Genomic DNA, 20,122 nt, shown 5'->3' with positions numbered 1-20,122 from the left:
CCGCCTGGTCAGGCCCCATCGGCACTGCGCATGAGCGCTCCTGTTCGCCTCTTGCCGGCAGGTACCCGCAGCACTTCCTCGAGCTGGTCCGGGGACATCGGCCGGCCGAAAAAATACCCCTGCATGACCGAACACCCGAGCACCGACAGCAGCGACGCCTGGGCGGCCGTCTCGACGCCTTCCGCAATGACGCGCATTCCCAATCCATCGCCGATGTCGATCACCCCTTTCACGAGCGCCTGCGCACGTTGGTCCGTGACGAGATGACTGATGAACGAGCGATCGATCTTGAGCTGGTCGACCGGGAGCCGCATCAGGTAGGAAAGGCTGGAAAAACCTGTGCCGAAATCGTCGATGCTGAGACTGACGTGCAGCCGTTTCAGCTCATGCATGATGGCGATGACACGGTCGATGTCGCGGACCGCGACCGTTTCGGTCAGCTCCAGTTCCAGCAAGCCGGCCGGCACGCCGTGGGCCGCCAGCGACGCCCGCACGCCTTCCACGATATCGCCGTGCAGGAACTGTCGCGGCGACAAGTTGACCGCGACGCTGGGTGCCACTTCTCCCGCATCGAGCCACCGCCGGATCTGGCGACACGCTTCGTCGAGCGTCCACCGGCCGAGTTGCACGATGATGCCGCTTTCCTCGGCTACCGGAATGAAGTCGCACGGTGCGACCAGCCCGAGCGACGGATGCCGCCAGCGCAGCAAGGCTTCGCATCCGACCAGGTCGCCGCTGTCGAAATCGATCTTGGGTTGATACACCAGGTAAAGCTGGTCCGTTGCAATCGCCGCGCGCAGGTCATGTTCCAGTGCCCGATGGCCGAGACGGCCCAGCGCATGGTTATAGGCACTCATCAGGCCGTGGCCAAGCGCTTTCGCCTGCCGCACGGCCTCATGCGCCGTATCGAGCAAGGCTTCGGGATCGGCTTCCTGCCGCCCCACTGCTACGTACCCCGTGGTAAGGCTGCACCGTATCGAGCCGTGGGTGCCTTCGAACGCCCGATTCAGCAGTTCATGGATTTCCGCCAGCCGCGCAACCGCCGAACGATAATCGGGTGCGTCGCGCATCAGGAAAGCAAACATGCCGCCACCGATGCGTGCTGCCACGTCAGCCGGCCCGGACGCCTGGAGCAGGCGTTCAGCGGTCAAGGCGATCAGGCTGTCGCCGGCATCGTGCCCCAGCCGCTCATTCACCGCGGACAGGTTATCGATGTCGATCACCGCCAGCAGCCCTGATCCTTTGTGTTCACTCTCCCCGAGGCCATCCCTGATGGCGCTGTCGATCGCCACGCGGCTGGGCAGGCCGGTCAGATGGTCGCGCAGGACCAGGTTTCGCAATGCCTGAACGCGGCTGCGTGACGCATCCCCGTAATGCCGCATCCAGTCGTTCAGGGAGTGGACCGACTCCAGCGTTGCTTGCCTGACATACAGCAGATCCTCCACTGTTCGTGCCATGCTCTTCAACAGCGTGATGTCACGCGCGACGAGTGTCCGCGGGGCGGTATCGATGATGCACAGCGTGCCGATCCGGCTGGGGCCCGCATGGATGGGAATCCCTGCATAGAAGCGTATCCCCGGTGGACCCGTGACGAGCGGATTGGCCGCGAACCTGGCGTCCTCGCTGGTGTCGTCGACGATGAAGGGCGCGTCGGAAAGAATGGCATGTCCGCAAAACGACACGTCCCTGCCGGTCTCGCGGGCGTCCAGGCCGCAGCTGGACTTGAACCATTGCCGGTCCTTGTCGACCAGTGAAATCAGGCTGACCGGAACACCCAGCACGGCGCAGGCCATGCGGGTCACCCGGTCGAATACTTCCTCGGGCTGCGTGTCGAGCAATTGCGCCGCGCTCAAGGCGCTCAGGCGTTCTTCCTCGTCATCGGGTCGCGGGGGGCGTGCGTAATCGCTCATTTCGCTGTCCTCATCGCCGTCCTGGACAAAGAGTTGCTTCTCATCCAGTAGTGCAGCCATGATAACTGCAAAATAATGTCTGGCGAACTGTGGCAAAGCACGAGTGCGCTCGTTCCGACAAGCTGCTCTTGGTGAGAGATGGCGTCGCATTGGAGGGACGGAACGGGGGACAGTGCCAGGCCGTCGTCGAAACGTACCCCCAGCTCTTCACTACGCACTGCCGCGAGACGGTATAGGCGGCCGCGAAGCCGCGGTCCACGCTAGCTTCAGTATGCTTGTCCTCGCCTGCAACGTGGCGGGAACGAAACGACGCTAGATGAAGCCAGTACCTGGAAACAAGGAGCAACTTCGTCTATACTGTATATTCATACAGTATCAAAACGTCAATCACATGTCCGCAGCCTTGTCGCTCTTCCCGGGCCGTTCCTGGTCAATGGCTCCATCGGGGCGCTACGGGCGATTATGCAGCGTCCCGACGAGGTGGCGCCCTGCACCGCTGCCCTCGGCGCGCAAGGTTTGGTCTGAAGAATGCGCACCAGCCTGTTTGCGCAACAGCCAACGGGCCGGCGCGTGAACGATTCGTCTTGCCGCTCGGCTATCGAACCCGCGCCGGGCCTGCACGAGCATATGGGCACCATGGCGAACGCGGGCACCGCGGTCTTGCCGGTCCCGGCAGATCCCTGCCAGGCCCCATGCGCACATCCTTCGCACGAGAGTCATCCAGGGAAGCGGACGACGCAGGAGTTTCGCAGGAATGCGCTGGTGTCGCGGCAGGTCGAAACAGGATTGATTTTCATGGAAATGCTGGGGGTCGACGACGCTCGCGCCTACTGGCGTGCGGCGAACATTCCCGAGAGCGTGATCGAACGCCTTGTCGATGGGCATCCGGGCCGCGTCCCGACGTTGCCACGGTCGGCGCCGTCGATAGCCGCGGAGATACCGTTCGATGCGGACATCAGCCTGTTCTATTGCCATGCAGGTCGCCGACAGGACCTGGTTGCCGCAGCGGTCGTGCAGGCTGCGATCGCGCTCGCGCAGGAGTTGGGCCGCGAACGGGCCGAACGCATGCTGCGCCGGGAAGGACTCGGGAGCGATGTCATCGAGAGGGTCTTGTCAAAAGAAGGCAGTGGCAGGCGCATCTCCTGATGCACCCGGTTCCCGGCACGCGACGCCAAGCACTACTTCGCGCTGCGAGTGGATGCCTGGTTCTGCTCGCTGTCCCACGAAGGCGCGCTGCCACGCCGTGCCGGGCGGCGCTTGCGTTCAGCCTGCCTGAGCGTACCCCGGCCCCGCGTCGCCGCCAGCCTGCGCGCAATGGCGACGGCAGGATGGTCCGCAACCGGACCTGGCCCGCGAGCGGCAGGCCGATCATGCCGACTTCAACGAACGGCCTCCGTTAGCAGAAAGAGAGTCGCGTACATTCAATTCCGAACGCACATAGGTCTGGCCGCGGATCTTCAAGCCCGAACATTCGACCGTGAACTGCGCCGGATCGCCCGCCATGCGGCGGTCTTTCATGACGCCGACCACGCACTGCAGCACCTCGGTGACCGAGCGGTCGGGCAGCTTGCCGATATCCTCGGCAACACGAACCGACGGTTTCACCGGCGCGGCGTGCGGCGCCGTGAAATGTCTTGCGCCCAGCGCTGGAAAAGGCATTGCGCGCCAGGCGCACGCTTGGCATCATCATGCGGTCGCCAACCCATTCCGCCCGCCATGCGCCAGCGTTTGCGCCCGCCCCTTCCGCACGCCCTCCTCCTGCCCTTGACCTTGCTTGCAACGGGCTGCACTGAAGCACCTCCGCGGTTCGCCGGCACCGGGTACGACGTGGTGCTGCTCGCCGGGCAGTCGAACATGTCGGGCCGCGGCCTGGGCGCCGATCCGATGGCGGACACGCCGGCCGATCCACGCCTGCTTGCGTGGGATGCGCGGGCCAATACCTTGCGTCTGGCGAGCGACCCGCTGCCGCACCAAGACCGTGGCGAACGCCCCGTCCGGATCGGGCCGGGCATCTCGTTCGGCCAGGCCTACCTCGCGCGCGGCAGCACTGGCCGGCAATTGGTGCTCGTGCCAGCGGCCTATGGCGGCACGGGCTTCAGCGACAACGCCGGCAGCTGGCGCGTCACCGGTGCGGCGGTTTCGCCGCTGGCGGCCGAGGCGGTGGCGCGCGCGAATGCCGCGATGCGGGCGGCACGCGCCCGCGGTGCGCCGGCGCGTTTCGCCGCCATCCTGTGGCACCAGGGTGAAACGGACGGCGGCAACCGCATGGCCCCCGAGGCCTATGCCACAGAACTGGTCGCGCTGGCCACCTACCTGCGCAGCCATATCGATGGCGCCGGCCCGTCGACGCCCTTCATCGTCGGCCAGTATGTGCCGGCCCACCTGGCGGCCGATCGTTTCCTGCAGCGGATTGCCGACGTCAATCGCGAGCTTCCCGCCACGCTGGCGCACAGTGCCTGCGTCGGCAGCCACGGCCTGTCGGGCAATTCGACGCGCGACGTCGTTCACTTCGACGCGGCTTCGCAGCGCGAGATGGGGCGCCGCTATGCCGCCGCGCTGGAGGCACTGGAGCGACAATCATTGGAAAGCAAGTCAGCACCCGCACCATGTGACTGGCGCGCGGCACCTGCCCGCCTCACGGACGAGGCACGCTGAATTCCACAGCGACGCGAAGGTTGGGCGTCGAGGTAGCGCCGCTCCCCCGCAGGAACGGCAACGCGGCGCATGGCTGCCCGATGGTTGCGTGCCGCCCATCACGTCGGACGGCACGCGATTTACCGGCTCAGAAGCTTTCCACCGCCCCCACATCCGCCGCCGCGCCGCGCGGCCGGGGCGCGCCGTACGCGTCCGTCGCCGGTACGCCGGCCGCATGGGCGGTGTCGACCGCCGGGCTGTCGGCAGCCAGCTGGAACGCCGACGGGCCGGCGGTGGCCGCGAAGCGCGGATCGACGCCGACGCGGTTGTTGCCGCCGCCGGTCTCGATCCAGCCGTTGCCGCCGTAGACGATGTTATGGCTGAAATCGATGTCGCTCGACTGGAAGTACCGGTTGGCCGGACGGTCCGGGCGCGCCACCATGATGTTGTTCCAGATGCGGGCGAAGCGCGTCTTCTGCATCGAGATCTCGCCTTCGCCCGTGATCTCGATGGTGCTGTTCTGGAACGTGGTGTTGTTGAACACGTCCAGGTGCTGGACATTGAGCGAGTGGATGCCGCGTCCGCCGTTGTCGAAGACGATGTTGTTGGCGACCAGCGTGCGGCCGGCATAGGCGTACTTCAGGAACGAGTCGATGATGATGCCGTTGCCGTCGGTGGGCTGCCGGAAGCCGAAACAGTTGCACGGGAAAAGGTTGCTGGCGCCGGAGACCACGTTGCCCGTGGCGACCAGCTTGTAGCCGCTGGTGTTCCCGTCGAAGTTGTACGGCGTGAGGAAGCTGATGCCAGAGGTACCGTACGGCGAATACGCGCTGGTGCCTGACACACGGTTGCTGTCGATCGTGACGTAATCGGTGAAGTTGGCCGCGATGCCGCCGCCTGGCGTGTCGCGCACGACGTTGTTGCGGATGACGATGTGGTGGGTCTTGTTCAGCGTCTTGCCGGTCAGGCTGATGCCGTTCGAATCGACGATCGCGCCGATGTATTTCGGCGGGGTCATCGCCGCGTACGCGCGCGCCAGGTCGTTCTGTTCCTTGGCCTCCTGGTAGGTCACCTGCTTGACGTGGCCCTCCACCTCGAAGCCGTCGATGACGATATGGGCCGCGTCGCGCACCTCGATGCCATGGTGGTTCTTGCCCTTGGTGGTCTTCACCAGCGGCCGCTCGCCCGGATAATTGCGGTACGTGATGGGTGCCCCTTCGGTGCCCGAATTCCTGATCATCACCACCGTGTAGTTCCATGGATTGGCGTACGTACCCTGGCGCACCAGGACGGTCTGGCCGGGCACCATCACGTCATGGGCCTTCTGGATGCTGGCGAACGGCCGGTCCTCGGTGCCGGGATTGGCATTGTTGCCGTATTGCGCATCCACGTAGAACACCTGCTGGACATCGAGCGGAGGCGTGGTCGCCGCCACTTCGGAACGGATCACGCCACCGCTGTCGCGCAGCGCGCTGATCCGGTACCGGTAGGCCGTGCCGGACTGCAGGCCGCTGTCCCGGTAGAGCTGCGTATCCGCCGCCACCACGGCGATCTCCCGCCAGTCGGTGCCGGCCTCCTGGCGCTCGATCCGGAAGCCGCTTTCGTCGGGCGTGACATCGCGCCATTCCAGCATGATTTCCTGGCTGTTCATCGGCTGCGCGGCCAGCCGGCGGGGCGCTGCGGCGCGGTCGTAGTCGCGTTTCGTGGCGGACCTGCCCGGCGTGACCAGCTCGACCTGGGCGGAAGCCGCACCGGCAGCCGCCTCCGCACCCAGCCCGACGATGCGGTACTGGAAGGCGGTCTCGCGGCGCAGGTCGGTATCGACATGGGTGCGCGCGGCGGCGCCGATGCTGGCCACCGGCTGCCAGTCGATCTCGCCGGCCACGCGGCGTTCGATGCGGAAGCCCGTGGTGTCCGCCGCATCGCTAGACCAGGCGAGATAGGCCTGGTGCGGACCAGGATAGCTGCGCACGGCCACGTTGTAGGGCTCTCCGCTGGGGGATTCGCTACCGGGGAGTTCTACATTGACGGGCTCGCTGCTGCCCGCCTGCCAGGCCAGCGCTGGCTGGCAGGCACCGGCCAGGCCGCACAGCAGGGAAATCGCCAGGGACACGCTGCTTTGTTTCATGAAATTCCTTTCGATGGATGGATTGCGCAGAGGACGCGGCCGGAAGCGCGGAGGGATCCGGCACTGCCGCGAAGAGGCATGGCAATACTGATCCGGCCGTAGCCTGATGGCTATTGCGATAGTTTCGAAAGTCGTTATGAGTTTGTCGCGCCACGCCGCGACGCGGGGGCCTTGCGTGGCGTATCAGGCACGGTCAGGCGTGCCGGTGCACTTCCCCTGCTCCAGGCAATGGCGCAGCTTGCGCAGCCCGCGCCGTATCCATGGCTTGGCGCTGCCGGGAGGAACCGGCATCCGTTCGGCAATTTCCGCATGCGACAGGTCGCGGCCGGATGCGTGCACCAGGCGTTGCCGCCCGGCTCCGCGAGGCAGCTCAGGCACGATTGCAGCCGCGGGACGAATCCGGCGATGGTAACGGCACACATTTTTCGCGAGACCCCCATTGATGAAAGTGGCGCAAGGTGGGCATACTAGCGGGACGATTCATCCGTTACAGGCCGGGAATGACCAGCATTCCGCAGTGTCCAGGAACAGGGAGCGTGCATGGCGCATTCGAACATCAGCGCGGAAGTGCGCAAGAAGATTGCCCGCGGTGTCCAGGCCGTCGTCGACGCCATCAAGCGCACCCTCGGCCCGGAGGGAGAACCCGTCCCGACTACCCTGCCCTCCGGTGCGTCCACGCTGACGAACGACGGCATGACAGCCGCACGGAGCGTTCGGCCTGCCGATCCTTTCGAATCCGTTGGCGCGGCGCTGTTGCGCGCTTCCGCGACCCGCGTCCAGCATGCCGTTGGCGATGGGGCAACCACCACGTCGCTGCTGGCGCAAGCCATCGTCCAGGAAGGCATGCGGTTGCTTGCCGCGGGCGCACATCCACGCGAAGTGCGGCAAGGGATCGAACTGGCCACCCAGGCGATCGTGGCGGAGCTGAAACGTATCGCCTCCATCCATCCCACGATCGGCGAGATGGCCAAAGTCGCCATCACGTCGGCGGGAAGCGACGATGCACTCGGCAGGCTTGTCTCCCGTGCGCTCGAACAGATGCGCGAGCCAAAGGGTCCGTTCGGTATCGCCATCGACGACGATGGTACCTGGCAGCACGACGAAATGCTCATCGTCCCGGGATCCCTGCTGGAGCATGGTTATCTGTCCGCACGCTTCATTGAAGACCGTCGGCGGCGTATCGTTTCCCTGGAACACCCTCGAGTGCTGCTATATAACGGGCGCATCGCCGATCCGCAGCAGTTGCACGCGCTGCTGGTCCAGGTTCGAACAGTCCGGTGTTCCCTGCTGATCGTTGCCGCAGAGTTAGGCGATCAGGCGCTTGCCGGCCTGACCGACCACCGTCCTGCCGATTTTGAGAGGATCTGCGCAATCGCTGTCCCCTCCGATAGTGAAAGGCGCAAGACCTGGCTCGAGGATATCGCGATCGCAACTGGTGGCAAAGTGGCGACGGCTGATGGCCCGGTAACGCTCGATACGCTGACCATCGATGACTTGGGGCAGGCTCGGCTGGTCGAAGTCAACGAGCACCAGACCGTCATCATCGGTGGTGGCGGAAATTCCGACCGGATCAACCAGCACCTCAGGGAAATTTTTGCAGGGCTCATGTCGGCCGGCCCGCACCTTGACTGGGAAATTTGGAAACGGCGCACGGCCATGTTGACTGGCAAGGTGGCCATGCTGAGGGTCGGCAGTCATGGCGACGCCGATGCCGGCTTGCGCCTCGATCGCCTTCGTAACGTACTGCGTGCCGTGCGGGCGGCCTCGGCAGAAGGAGTGGTACCCGGTGGAGGAACAGCATTGTTACGCGCGCGACAGAGCGTCCAGGGCCATCGCGGCAATTGGCAACAGGAGGCAGCTTTCAACATCGTCATGCGTGCCCTCGAGGCACCGCTGTCGCAGCTGGCTGTGAATGCCGGCGCCGATCCTTCCCAGGTACTTGCGCGCGTAGTCCATGGTACCGGCAACTTCGGCTACAACGTGCGAACCCGGCAGTATGGCGACCTGCTGGAAATGGGCGTGATCGATGCCGCCGAAGCGCCTCGCCTGGCGCTGCAAGCCGCGGCATCGCTTGCGTGCGCACTGCTCGTCGACGACAACAGGAATTCTGCGAAACGCGCGTCGACATGGGCGAGCCTGCCGGGCCTGAACCGGCACTTGCTCCGGCGAAGCGAGGCGCCGGATTTACCCCTACACCGGTCAGCGGTCTCGCCAGAGCTGTACATACTGCCGGAACCTGCCCGGCTCTTCGTCAATAGGGGCGGTCTGGCAGGGCCTCCGGCCCTCTCCAGGACGCAGGACGACCACGACCTGTTCGCCCTCTCGGCGGCTGATGGCGGCCACCCGTTACGGGCGCTGTCAGCTGGGGCGAGCATCTTCGAGGGCGGGCAGGGAGATGGCGGTGGCCCGAAGGCCGCTCCATCACCGGTGATGGATACGCCCCCGGAGGACAAACGGATCAATGTGTGGACGGACGGCTCGCCCGTGTCGCAGTTCGTGCTGAATTTCATGGTTGGCGAAGCGCACCCGGCGAGCATCGCCGCGGGTGACAATGTCCATATTCCAGCGACCGATATTCCCATCGAGGGGCTGGCCACGGATTGGGTGATTACCTCGGCCACCGTGCTGCTGACGGCCTGGACGCCGGGAGCGATGACGCAGCGGTTGACCGTGAGTGGCAAGGACCTGAGTGAAGCCAGGTTTTCGCTGGTGATCCCAAAACAAGGCAACAGCCATGTCTTCCAGCTGAAATGCAACTTTCTCGGTGAGGGAGAGCATACCGTCGACATACTGATTTACGCGCACGATTCTTTGTATCGGCAACTGCAAGTCGTCCTGTTCGCCGATGACATCAACATAGCGACAGCACCGGTACCAGCGGCACACATCCGCAGCGAGATGACCTATCGGCGTTCCGCAGAGCTGTTCCGGCAGCCCATGCCCGCCTGGATGACTGCGCCGGGCACTCTCGATATCACGGTGCTGGGCAATGGCGAATGCCATGTGAAAGGCCGTGTGCCGAGTGGAGGCAGGCTGTGGGAACCCAATATGGTCTGCGGCTGGCCGGCGCACGCGCAGGTAGCGCCATTGGCGAACCTGGTGCGCAACGCGGCGGAAGCCTTCCGCGAAGAACACTCCGGTTATCTCGACGATCTCCCTGCGGAGGATTTCGCATCACGCCTGAGTGCGCTGAACGCCTCCGACGGTAGTCTGATGGCGGACTGGCACGGCATCGTCAACACGGCGTCGCCTTCGCATGACGCCGCATGGAACGCGGTCGCGACGGACGACAGGCTTTTCGACATGGCTTATCACGGCCACGCGCTGTACCAGTTGTTCTTTCCACGGGGTTCGGAACTGCGTATCAATCTGGACGCGCTCGAACCCGGTGCCAGCGTCAATTTCAACTGGCTTGACCGTGGCGGTTCATCATGGGCTGCGCATGTGCCATGGGGGCTGATGTACCGGGAAGCGCCCGTGTCCGGCCAGCCGGTCGATCCCCTGAAATTTCTTGGCCTGCACTGCCGGATTGGCTATGTAGCGTACGAAACCGAAACGAGCACCGGAGCCTTGGGCCGCCCCCATGACGTGCAGGCCGCGCGCTGCCTCTATTGGGGAAGCGGCGACTCTGCCGGCACCGAGTCGAGCTGGCAGCGCAAGCATTGGAGCCAATGGCCGAATCAGCTGTTCGTACCTGCCGACGGCGCGGATGAAGCAGCCAAAACGTGCCTCGCGCGTCTGCTCGGCACGGACCAACGGGATCCGGTCGCGGTCCTGTATTTCTACTGCCGCAGCACCGTCGGGGCGCGCAATGATGAACTGGTCCTTCGTTTCAGCAACACGCCGGGCAAGGAGAACGAGCTGAGGCAAACTGAAATCGGCCAGCATCCGTTTGCGGGCCGGCCCCTGGTATTCGCCAATGCCTGCTCCACGTCGGCCGCCGATCCCTATATCGCGAACTTGCTGGAAATGGCCTTCATCAAGCAACGCGGCTGCCGCGCGTTCCTCGGCACCGAAGCAAACGTGCCGATCGTGCTGGCCAGCCGCTTCGCCGCCGTCTTCTTCCACTTCTTTTTCCGCCAGGTTGACAACGCGCCCGTGTCGGCCGGCGAGGCGGTCGCGCAAGCACGCATGTTCCTGTGGACGCACTATCGCAACGTGGGCGGACTGTTGTACTGCCTTGTGAACAAGCACGACATCTACATGGCCGACGAACGCGAAGTCTGGACCTTCCATTAACAAGGCATCATGCGATGGCAAATTCTTTCACCCATGCATTCCAGACCGGATCCATCGAGGAACGCGCTCGCCTCGCTTTGGGGCAGGATTCCGCGGCCACCATCCGCGCGCATCTCGGCGAAGACGCGTTCGTGGAATATGAGCAGATCGCACACCGCGTGGTGAAGGCGGCACGCGACCATCTTGCAGGACCGCCCCCCAACCTGATCTTCATTCCCGGCGTGATGGGAAGCCAGCTCATGTCGACACAACTGGGCGGCATATGGTGGGTCGACGTCCGCACGCGGCAGCATATAGAACACCTTCGCCTGAATGCGGCAGGCACACAAAGCAGCAATCCACGTCATGCGCTGGTGCCGGTCACCACCGATCCGAGCTATGAACCGTTTCGCGCGGCTGTTCTCGAGCGGGGCGACTTCTGCCACATCGTGTATCCATATGACTGGCGCATGTCATTGTCGCGAGCGGCGGACGGCCTGCGTGATGCCATCCTGGGCATGCATGCGTCCAATGGACAGCGCAAGGTGCACCTGGTCGCCCACAGCATGGGTGGGTTGCTGATCCGCGCTACGCTGATGGCGCATGGCGCGGAACTTTGGCCGAAGATCGGACGCATTGCGTTTATCGGTACGCCCCACTTCGGCGCACCGGCGATTGCCTCGTATTTACGCCATCACTTCTGGGGCTGGGAAGGCATGGCACTCTTGGGGCGCTACCTGAGTCCAGCAGCGTTCCGGTCGCTGCGCGGCGTGCTGGAGCTGCTGCCGGCGCCATGCGGTATCTATCCCGGTACTCGGCCGGAAAGCGCCGATCGGTGGATTCCGGCCAACGCCGCTGACCGCTACCAGCATCCCTGCCTAGACTTCGACACTTATCGCGCAACAGACCTGGAACTCGCCCTCGGCCAGGATGAGACCGCGAAGCTGCAGGGCGTCCTCGATGGCAGCGCGACGTTCCACCGTGACCTGTGGTCGGCACACGTGGCGCTGGACCAGGCATTCCGCGACCGGATGGCGGTCATCGCCGGCGTCGGCTTCAAGACCGTGTTTCGGCTCGAAACGCCTGGCTGGCCGCAGTCGTTGGCTGGATCGAGAAAGATCACCCAGCGCGTACCGGACGATCCTCATCGCGATGGCGACGGCCGCGTTCCCCTGGCGTCAGCACAGTTGCCGTATGTTGCGCAGACCCGCTACGTCCGCGGCGAGCATGGTGCTCTGCCGTCGATCCCGGCCGTTCATGAAGATGTGTTCCGCTGGCTGAACGGAGAGCAGATGAAACTGCCCATCAGTTCACGCGGCGCACTGGCGGATCATCTGGCACTGGCGGATCCGCTGCCAGCCGCCGGCCATCTAGCGCGAGGTGTGCAATCCCGGGGCGATGATCCTGGCTATCTGGACGAGCGTCACTACACCGAGGACGAATTGGCCGCCCTCGATGCCGGCCTGGACACCGGCCTGGTTCCTGGATTTAACCGCCTGCATATTCTTTAGAGGCGCCTGTTCACCGCTGATGAATGAGTGAAGTCCTGAGAACCGCCACGCGCAGTGAGTAATTGAGATCCACCGGGCGTCTGGTCGTCACAGGCGGCATCTTTGCCGTGGGCGTTGGCGACCAGTTCAGTAGGCTCGCGCGGAGGGGACCTTCTGCTGTTGTTGCTGTTGTTCCGGCGCCTGTTGCTGCGGCGGTGGCTGCGGGGCTTGCTGCTGTTACTGTTGTTGCTGTTGTTGTTGTTGCTGCTGTTGCTGCGGTGGCGTTGCCGACGGTATGGCATTGCCTTGTGCCGGTTCACGCCGCACGGCGGTGACCTCGATCGAAACACGCCGGTTCAGTGCCTGTTGCGACGCTGTCTTGCCGGAGGTGGCAGGTTCGCTGTCTCCCTTGCCCGCTGTGGTGATCACCGAGGCGTCGACGCCGTTGGCGACCAGGTATTTCATCACGGAAGCTGCCAGTCGCTCGGACACAATTGCCTGATAGTCAGACGAGCCTGGGTTCCAGGTATGCCCGGCGAGGGTGATTTCCCGCACTTGCAGGTCCTTGAGCCGGGCCAGCAGCAAGTCGATTGGCTTCGTATCGGTCACCTGGAGGCTGTCGGGTTCGAAGTAGACCGACACGCTCAGGCGTACGACTCTTGACCCGGCTTCCGACTGTTCCACGATACGGTCAGGGTTCCGATCGGCGATCGCCGGCGGTTCCTGTTCCGCCGGTGCCGTCGTGGCGGGCGCTGCCGGCGGCGTGGCCGGCCCCAACGCCGGCGGTTTGTTGACCGCCGCGGGCGCCCGCGCGAGAACTGCGGTGCTTGCCGCATCCAGGGCGCGCCTGCGCCCGGTATCTCTGTCGACCGGCGCATCGATGCGTTCTGGAACCCGCCATACCTCTACTTCTCTGCGCGCGTTGCCGAAGGCGACCGTTTCGCCTGCCGGGCCGATGGCGATGGGCGGGCGGGCATCGGTGACGGCAAGCGCGGCCCAGTCGCCGTCCGTACTCTGGATCCATACCTTGCCGTCCGTGGACACCACGGCTATCGGCCCGCCCAGCCGGCTGATCGCGAGCGTGCCGCCCGTCGCCACGCTGTCCGGCAGGGCACCGCGCTCGGTGCCCTCCACGGGTTTGTCGGCGATCGGGAACTCGTACAGCCTGCCGGATCGGGTAGCGATCAGCAGCGTGCCGTCGTCCGCGAACGTGCACGCCACGGCCGGCCCGGCAGGTTCAGGCAAGAGGCGATTGACCAGGCTTGGCACGGCAACGAGATGAAAATGCCGCACGATCTTCCGGCACAGAGCCGGGCCCGGCAAGGAAGCGCCGCTCTCCAGCAGTTGGATGACCGCCAGTCCGGAAGGATTCGCCCTGACGAGATGGGTATTGAATGCGGGGCCGACCGACATCTTCTTGCAATCCTCGTCGAGCCACGAGATGGTCGGGCGCCCTGTCTCGGTATGCACGTAGCTGACGACCTTGTCGGCGGCGAGCGCCAGAGGGCCGCCGATGAATCCGTAACCGCACGAGGCTCCCGCAGGCCTGCCCATGCGTTCAGGAAGCGTTCTGACAGTTACTCCCCCGAAGCTGTCCGCTACCGCCATCAGTCTTGCGTTAGCGTCCAGAGCGATCAGCGCAGGCACTGCGGGCAATCGCTGCAAGCCATCCTGCCGCGGCCACCAGTCCGCGGCAGGCGCGAAAAATGCGGCGGCAACCAGCCCCAGCGCCGCCAATGGCAGCCACGGGCGGGGACCGCGCAGCGGCAGTCCATCTTTGTAAAGCAGGCGCATCAGCGCCGTTGCGGCATCGACCGCCAAGGCCTTACGGGGCCCGTCCATGAAGTGCAAAAAGATTGCATCGACGCGGCGTTCATCCCGGCGGCGCAGGCGGCGCCACGCCCGCAAGCCTGCCAGCACGTCATCCCAGGCACGCCGGCGCGGGTCGATGGCGATTTCCAGCACGGAAGCGTGCTGTTCTCCGGCCGCCCTCACGGACGTGAGGAACTCGTCCAGCGCGGCGCGCACTGTCTCCTCGGTGACAGGGCCCAGGCGCGCCAGCAGCGCGATACGCAGCCAGTCCGGCATGAAACCCCTGCGCAGCCATGGCAACCGGGCCAGTTGCGCCAGGCGCTGCGCATACCGCTCGTCGCGCCCTGCATTCCCGGCGATGCTGTCGCCCACGGCGAGCGTGACGGCCCAGCGGATGTCCGGATACACGGCGCACGCCGCCAGCCACTGCATGGCGTCGTTGTCCAGGTCCCGTGCCAGGTCTTGCAACACCTCGTACAGCATGTCCTGGTCCGGCGGCCGGCGGTCCAGCAGCTGGTCGATGTCGCGCAAATAGGCGGGACGCAGGCGCTGCCGGGCGGCGCGGGCGATACCCACCGGGGAGTGCCCCTGCAGCACCTGCCCGAGCTGGCGCAGGCCCTCCTCGTCGAGGGGCAGGATCGCCAGGCCGGACTGGGCCAGCGCCCACTCGCGCCGCGCCCACAGCCGGGCCGGCTGTGGCGTCACCAGCACCGCCGTTGGCCAGTCCAGCAGGCAGGGCAGCCAAGCCGCGGGCGCCCCCGTGTAGCGGTCGATCAGCCCGTTCCCGTCCGAAAAAACGATCAGCCGGGCATCCGGATGGCGCGCCTGCAGTGCGTCCAGCGTTTGCGTACCCGGATGGGGCGACGTGCCTTCCAGCGGCACGTGCCGGCTGAACCGGGGGTCGCCGCCGTATTCGTAGTGCTCCACCGCCACGCCCTGCCCGTGCAACAGCCGCGCAATCTCGTCGCCCAGCGCGGCCTGGTGATCGGCCTTGCCGGCGCGCTCGACGAGCACGAGATACACCGGTTCGGCCAGGCTGCCGAAGACAGGCGCTGGCAGCCCCCCGGCACGTACCGTGGCGGCCAGCGTGGCGTGGATATCGAGCTGGCGTGAAGGCATGGCGCGGCGGCGGCGCATTTCGCGGCCCAGGTAGCGCAAGGCGCTGGCGTAGGCCGCCAGCGCCGGCGTGCCGCTGGCTGCCAGCGCGTGCCGCGTCTTGCTGTCGTCCACCGGCATCCGCTCCAGGAACCCGCGGCGCCGCGCGGCGCTATACAGCCACCAGCACAGCGCACCGAGCAGGACCAGGCTGGCGGCGATGCGCGGCAGCAGGTTCCAGGGAGCGGTCGCCGGATCGGGCGACGGGCCTACTGCGAGAGCGGACTGGGCCGGCAGCAGGTCGAGCGGCAGCATCGTGCTCGGCATGCTGGGTGGCGCGCGGCCGATCCGCTCGGTGATTGCTGGCGGATGGGTCCCTTCTGAGTCCCGCTCGCCCTCATCAGGCCAAAGCAGGAGCGCGCCCAGCAGCAACAAGGCCAGTGGAACGCCTGCCAGCCACCAGCGCTTGCGCCAGGGCGGCTCTGGTCTCGGGGGAGGCGTGTCGTCTTTCGTTCCAATCCCAGCGCCATCCATTGGCGCCACGCCAAGGCTTTCCAGCCAGCTCCGGTAATGCTTGGCGAACTGTTCCTGCTCCAGCGCATTGGTACAGAAAATCGGTGCGAGCCAGGGCGCCAGGTCGGCGATGGCCGGCAGCCGCTGCGCGCTGCCCAGCATGCGCGTGGCGGCGATGACCTGGCCGGCATGCACCGGCATGCCGGCCGCGCGCAGCCTGTAGGCGAGATCGGCGAGATCGCCCGGCCCCAGCACTAGTGGCGTGGCGGCGGCGCCCATCACACCGGTCCGCGCGCCCGCTGGCTGCACACTGGCTCAGTGAGTCGCGGCCTGTTCATCGCGCCAGCTTTTCGCAAACTCCTCGATCGCGGCAAGATCCGCGGCGGTCTTGGCGATCACGCCCAGCGTGGCCCCGAGGTAGCCCGGCGGCAGCGAGGACACCGTGCGCGCATCCACGTCGATGCCGCCGGCAAAGCGGGCCCGCGCATGCAGGATGCGGATCCAGTCCACCAGTTCCGCCGTGGTCGGCTTCTTCTCCAGCGCCAGCCCGCGTACGTCGTAGAAGAAGCGCACCGCGCTGTCGGCCAGGCGGCTCGGGTACATGGCCAGGTTGCGGTAGACGATATCGGCCAGGCGGCCCGGATCGTTGACCTTGTCGGGAAAGGTAATGTGGTGGAACACGCAGCGGCGCAGGAACGGTGCCGGCAGGTTCTTCTCGCTGTTACTGGTGAGGACGACGACGGGCCGCAGGTGCCGGGGAGCGGACAGGCTGCGCACCTGCCGCGCGCCGCCGCGCGACAGCTCAGGGATGCGGAAGAACATGCCATCGATCTCGTTGAGCAGATCGTTCGGGAAATCGCGCGGCGCCTTGTCCACCTCGTCGATCAGCACGACGGCGCGGCGCGGCCCGTGGTGTTCACCCGCATCGGCGACAAGGTCGGCCACATCGTCCCACGGCAGCGACTCGAGGATGGCGCGGCCCAGGGCGCCAAATGTGAGGTAGTCGAGATTGTCGGGGCTCATCCGGCTGTCGTGCACGGCGTGGAAGCGGCGCAGGCTGTCGAAGTGATAGAACAGGTCAGTGGCCACGCTGGTCGACTTGGTTTCAAACGTGTACAGCGGCAGCCGCGCCGGCGTTTCCACGCCTGCCAGCCTGAGATACTTCGGCGCGAGGTGACCGGCCAGGTAGCGCGCAAAGGTGCTCTTGCCCGTGCCCGGCTCCCCCGTGAGCAGCAGTGGCTGGCCCAGCTCCAGCGCCACTTCCGCCGCGGCGGCCAGTTCCTTCGAGGGCAGGTACCAGTCTTCGGCCAGTTCACGGTCAGGCATTGCGCTCCCCTTCCAGCGATTTTTTCACGAGGCGCTGCAGCTTCCACGGGTTCCACGTCTCGTTCGGAAATTGCTCGTCGAGCGCGTCCTCGATGCGGTCGGCATTGCGGCCCAGCCGCGTCCTCACGAAGGGCAGCCGGATCCAGTTGCGCACGTGGCCGGCGCGGTAATCGCCAAGGATGACGGGCTCGCCCAGCAGCGCGGCGTCCAGTGCGGCATGCTTGCGCCTCAGCCGCGCCACCGTTTTTTCCAGCGTGGCCGCGGCCTCGCCATGCAGTGCGCGGTCCTCGAAGCGCAGCGACAGCACCATGACGAACCGGCGCTGCTCCAGCTGCATCCCGGCCAGCCATCCGGCGATCAGCATCAGGTGCTTTTCCAGTTCCCGCGCAGGGCCCGCGGGCCAGTCGCAGCATTGGCTCAGGAGTACCAGCCCGGTGCTCCCCTTGAAACTGGGAGACTCATGCATGCTTTCGTACGGGGCACTCATGGCAGCTTCCACGCCTCGGCAGAATTGCGCCTGCCTTCCCAGCGCCACGGCCTCGAACACATGGCAGGCTTCCGCCGGCACTGGATGGACCGGATGCTCGCTGACCTGCCTGGCGACACGGGTCAGCAGCTCGACGTAGCGGTGGTCGGCATGGCCGGCCATGCACATCAGCCGCGCGCCGCCCTGTTTCGTGCGCAGCCAGGGATCCAGCTGGTCCATCACTTCCACGCGGTCGCACCATGACACGAGTTCGCCGAGATCGACGTCCGCCGCCGGTTTCTCGGCGGGAAGGCGGCGCGCATGCACGCCGGGCGGGAGCAGCGCCAGTACGGGCTCGATCGGACAGGCCTTCAGCTGGCCACCGACCGACTGGGCCAGGTTGTCGAGGTCGCTGTACTGCTGCGCCAGGTGGCCGACGATGCCGCCGCCCACCACCAGCGGTGCGCCGGAGGCGCCGCGCATGTCCATTTTCGTGAGCGCCTCGCGGTTGTAGAGGGCGATCTGCGGCGTGCCGTCGAAGTCCGCATAGCACATGTCGATGATCTCGCCGGCGAGGTACACGCCGTTGACTTTGGCGCGATCCGCGGACATGGCGACGGGAAAGCCGAAACTGCGCCATGCATCCTCTCCTCTCGCCCGGCCCACGGGCAAGGGTTCGATGTCGCCACAGCCCGTGACAGCCAGCACCGCGGCATCGGCCACCTTGTCGACACCCAGCAGCGTGGCCGTGGCCGGGCGGCGGTATGGCGGCCAGCCCACCAGCACCTCGAAGCTTTCGCCCACCGTGCGGGACGACAGCACATGGGCAGCGGTGGCGGCCTGGCCGGGCGCGACCAGGTATCCGCTGCCGATGCTGCCATCGTCGCCCTGGAACAGCACGCACGTCTGCTTCAGGCGTTCGGCCACGTCCGGGCCGCTCATGCCGGCACCCCGCCAGCCAGCCGTGCCATCAGTCCCTCGGTCGTGACCGGCGCATCGCCTTCCGCGAACAGCACATCGGCGCTGATGACGTCCGCGCCGTCGAGACGGATGCGCCCATAAGTGGGAATGGCGCGGCGCCATTTGGCCAGGTCGCTGGCGCCGAGATCGGCCGCGAAGGCGCGAAACAGGCTGCGGCCAGCCGCTTCGTCCTCATCCCATATGCCTTCCGGGATGCACATCACGTCGGCCCAGGTGCCCGTGTTCAGGTACAGCGCGCCGCGTTCCAGGAGCACACGCTTGGCCAGATGGGTGTGGCCATAGACGATTGCCTTGAAGCCGGCCCGGGCGGCATGCCTTGCGGGCTTCAGGTAGCTTTCCGTTTCGCTGTCCACCGCGAACGCTTCCCGGTGCATCCGGCGCAGCCGCGCCAGCGAGCGGAACGCGGCGAATACGGCATCGAGGCGGGCGGCCCGTACCCGCTCCGTTACCGCGGCAATGCCCTTGCCCAGCAAGTCGCCCGGCGCGGCGATCCGGCCCGTGTCCCCGCCCTGGGCGATCTGCTGCGCCGCCAGCCACAGCGCGCCGTCGTCGTTGCGGTTCGCGTTGATGAAATTGTTCGCCAGCGGCTCGGCGCTGTCCTCGTCATAATCGACCGCCTGGCTGGCACGGAACTGCCCGAAGGCGCCCCATGCCTGCTGCAGTCCCACGCCGCCCAGCGCGGCGGCGATCGGCAGCGCGGCCGCTGTTTCAGGCTTGAGCAGATCGATGAATGGATATTGCTGCTTCAGCGGGTTGATGACATCGATGACCATGCGGCTGCCCGGCAGCGCCGGAAACGCCGGGGTGACGACGGCGTGACGCGACAGCTGCGAACGCACCCGGCGCAGCGCATCGTGCGGCACGGCGTTCCATGGATCGAAGCGGTTGCCGTGTTCGACCAGCAGCGGACCCAGCGTGAACGCCTCGTTGTCGTAGATGAAGCGCACGCGGGGCCCGGGCAGGCGTGCCAGGAGCATCTCGCGCACCCCGGGCAGGGACAGTTCGATATCGTGGTTGCCCAGCATGAGCGTCAAGGCACCGCCTCGCACCGTCGTAAAACGGGCCAGCGCCTCCCACACGACCGCCGTGCCGGCGAGGATGCGCGCCAGTTTTTCGCAGGCGTCGGCGGGATCCGGCGTAAAGGGCGCAAAGGGCACTTCAGCAAGAAAATCGACGATGTCGCCGGCGACGACGAGGTGACTGTCCTCGTCTGGCGTGGCTTTCGGCACGCGGTCGATGAATGCGGCCAGCAATGCATGCGTCGTGGGCGGACACATCTGGAACGATGGCGCGCCATCGGCAGCGGCGGCCGCGCCCCCGAGGTGCAAATCCGAGATCACGTGAACCAGATGACGCATCGTTCTCTCCCCTCCAGGTGGACAGCGGCGCTGCCGTGGCCGCACGTGCACGCGTGACCGCGACGAACGTCGACAAGGTGACTTTAGGGTATTTTTCCTGTGCTTAGTAGGGATTGGCGCGAAAACAACGGCTCAGCACGCAGGGCGGACCTCGTTTTCCCGCGGCCGGCTGTCGAGCCGGTTCGGTGCCG

12 protein-coding genes are annotated in these 20,122 nt (G+C 66.0%); 4 read left to right on the top strand and 8 right to left on the bottom strand.

Translation table 11 applies throughout. From position 1 onward, the window contains the following. Positions 1-8 precede the first annotated feature (8 nt). Positions 9-1,970 (bottom strand): bifunctional diguanylate cyclase/phosphodiesterase, encoded by a 1,962-nt coding sequence (locus OU994_RS13020; protein WP_281611076.1) that lies wholly within the window; start codon positions 1,968-1,970, stop codon positions 9-11. A 468-nt stretch (positions 1,971-2,438) separates the two neighbouring features. Between OU994_RS13020 and OU994_RS13015 the strand changes: the two genes are divergently transcribed. Beyond that, on the top strand, positions 2,439-3,056 hold the full coding sequence (locus tag OU994_RS13015) for a hypothetical protein (protein ID WP_281611075.1): 618 nt from the start codon (positions 2,439-2,441) through the stop codon (positions 3,054-3,056). A gap of 222 nt (positions 3,057-3,278) precedes the next feature. Here the strand turns inward: OU994_RS13015 and OU994_RS13010 are convergent, their stop codons facing one another. Continuing rightward, entirely contained in the window at positions 3,279-3,569 is a 291-nt protein-coding gene (locus tag OU994_RS13010; RefSeq protein WP_281611074.1) for a hypothetical protein, read from the bottom strand. A 105-nt stretch (positions 3,570-3,674) separates the two neighbouring features. Here OU994_RS13010 and OU994_RS13005 point away from each other — a divergent pair, with 105 nt between their 5' ends. Continuing rightward, entirely contained in the window at positions 3,675-4,565 is an 891-nt protein-coding gene (locus tag OU994_RS13005; RefSeq protein ID WP_281611073.1) for a sialate O-acetylesterase, read from the top strand. Positions 4,566-4,692: 127 nt separating this feature from the next. Here OU994_RS13005 and OU994_RS13000 read toward each other — a convergent pair whose 3' ends face one another. Next, positions 4,693-6,672, bottom strand: a complete 1,980-nt coding sequence (locus OU994_RS13000) for a choice-of-anchor Q domain-containing protein (protein WP_281611072.1) — start codon at positions 6,670-6,672, stop codon at positions 4,693-4,695. A gap of 183 nt (positions 6,673-6,855) precedes the next feature. Then, entirely contained in the window at positions 6,856-7,011 is a 156-nt protein-coding gene (locus OU994_RS12995) for a sigma factor-like helix-turn-helix DNA-binding protein (RefSeq protein WP_281611071.1), read from the bottom strand. Positions 7,012-7,212: 201 nt separating this feature from the next. Here OU994_RS12995 and groEL point away from each other — a divergent pair, with 201 nt between their 5' ends. Together groEL and OU994_RS12985 are read left to right on the top strand one after the other, a co-directional pair. Beyond that, positions 7,213-10,911, top strand: coding sequence for a chaperonin GroEL (groEL, locus tag OU994_RS12990; protein WP_281611070.1), 3,699 nt, complete (start codon positions 7,213-7,215; stop codon positions 10,909-10,911). Positions 10,912-10,925: 14 nt separating this feature from the next. Further along, positions 10,926-12,401: a triacylglycerol lipase gene (locus OU994_RS12985; protein WP_281611069.1), complete on the top strand. Its 1,476-nt coding sequence runs from the start codon at positions 10,926-10,928 to the stop codon at positions 12,399-12,401. Between the two features lie 216 nt (positions 12,402-12,617). On the opposite strand, the gene OU994_RS12980 is transcribed toward OU994_RS12985, so the two are convergent. From OU994_RS12980 to OU994_RS12965, 4 genes are read right to left on the bottom strand one after another with little or no spacing between them, the layout of a single operon-like run. Further along, positions 12,618-16,079 (bottom strand): OmpA family protein, encoded by a 3,462-nt coding sequence (locus tag OU994_RS12980; RefSeq protein ID WP_281611068.1) that lies wholly within the window; start codon positions 16,077-16,079, stop codon positions 12,618-12,620. A gap of 36 nt (positions 16,080-16,115) precedes the next feature. Then, positions 16,116-17,126 carry a MoxR family ATPase gene (locus OU994_RS12975; RefSeq protein WP_281611067.1) on the bottom strand — a complete coding sequence of 337 codons (1,011 nt, stop codon included), beginning with the start codon at positions 17,124-17,126 and terminating at the stop codon, positions 16,116-16,118. After that, on the bottom strand, positions 17,119-18,534 hold the full coding sequence (locus tag OU994_RS12970; RefSeq protein WP_281611066.1) for a serine protease: 1,416 nt from the start codon (positions 18,532-18,534) through the stop codon (positions 17,119-17,121). The genes OU994_RS12975 and OU994_RS12970 overlap by 8 nt, the downstream gene beginning before the upstream one ends. Then, on the bottom strand, positions 18,531-19,931 hold the full coding sequence (locus OU994_RS12965) for a hypothetical protein (RefSeq protein WP_281611065.1): 1,401 nt from the start codon (positions 19,929-19,931) through the stop codon (positions 18,531-18,533). Before OU994_RS12965 ends, OU994_RS12970 begins: the two co-directional genes overlap by 4 nt. Between the last annotated feature and the right edge of the window lie 191 nt (positions 19,932-20,122).

The organism is Pseudoduganella sp. SL102, assembly GCF_027856995.1.
Taxonomy (GTDB): Bacteria; Pseudomonadota; Gammaproteobacteria; order Burkholderiales; family Burkholderiaceae_D; genus Rugamonas; species Rugamonas albidiflava.
Note: the sequence above shows the minus strand (reverse complement) of the source record. Positions and strands in the feature narration are given on the sequence as shown.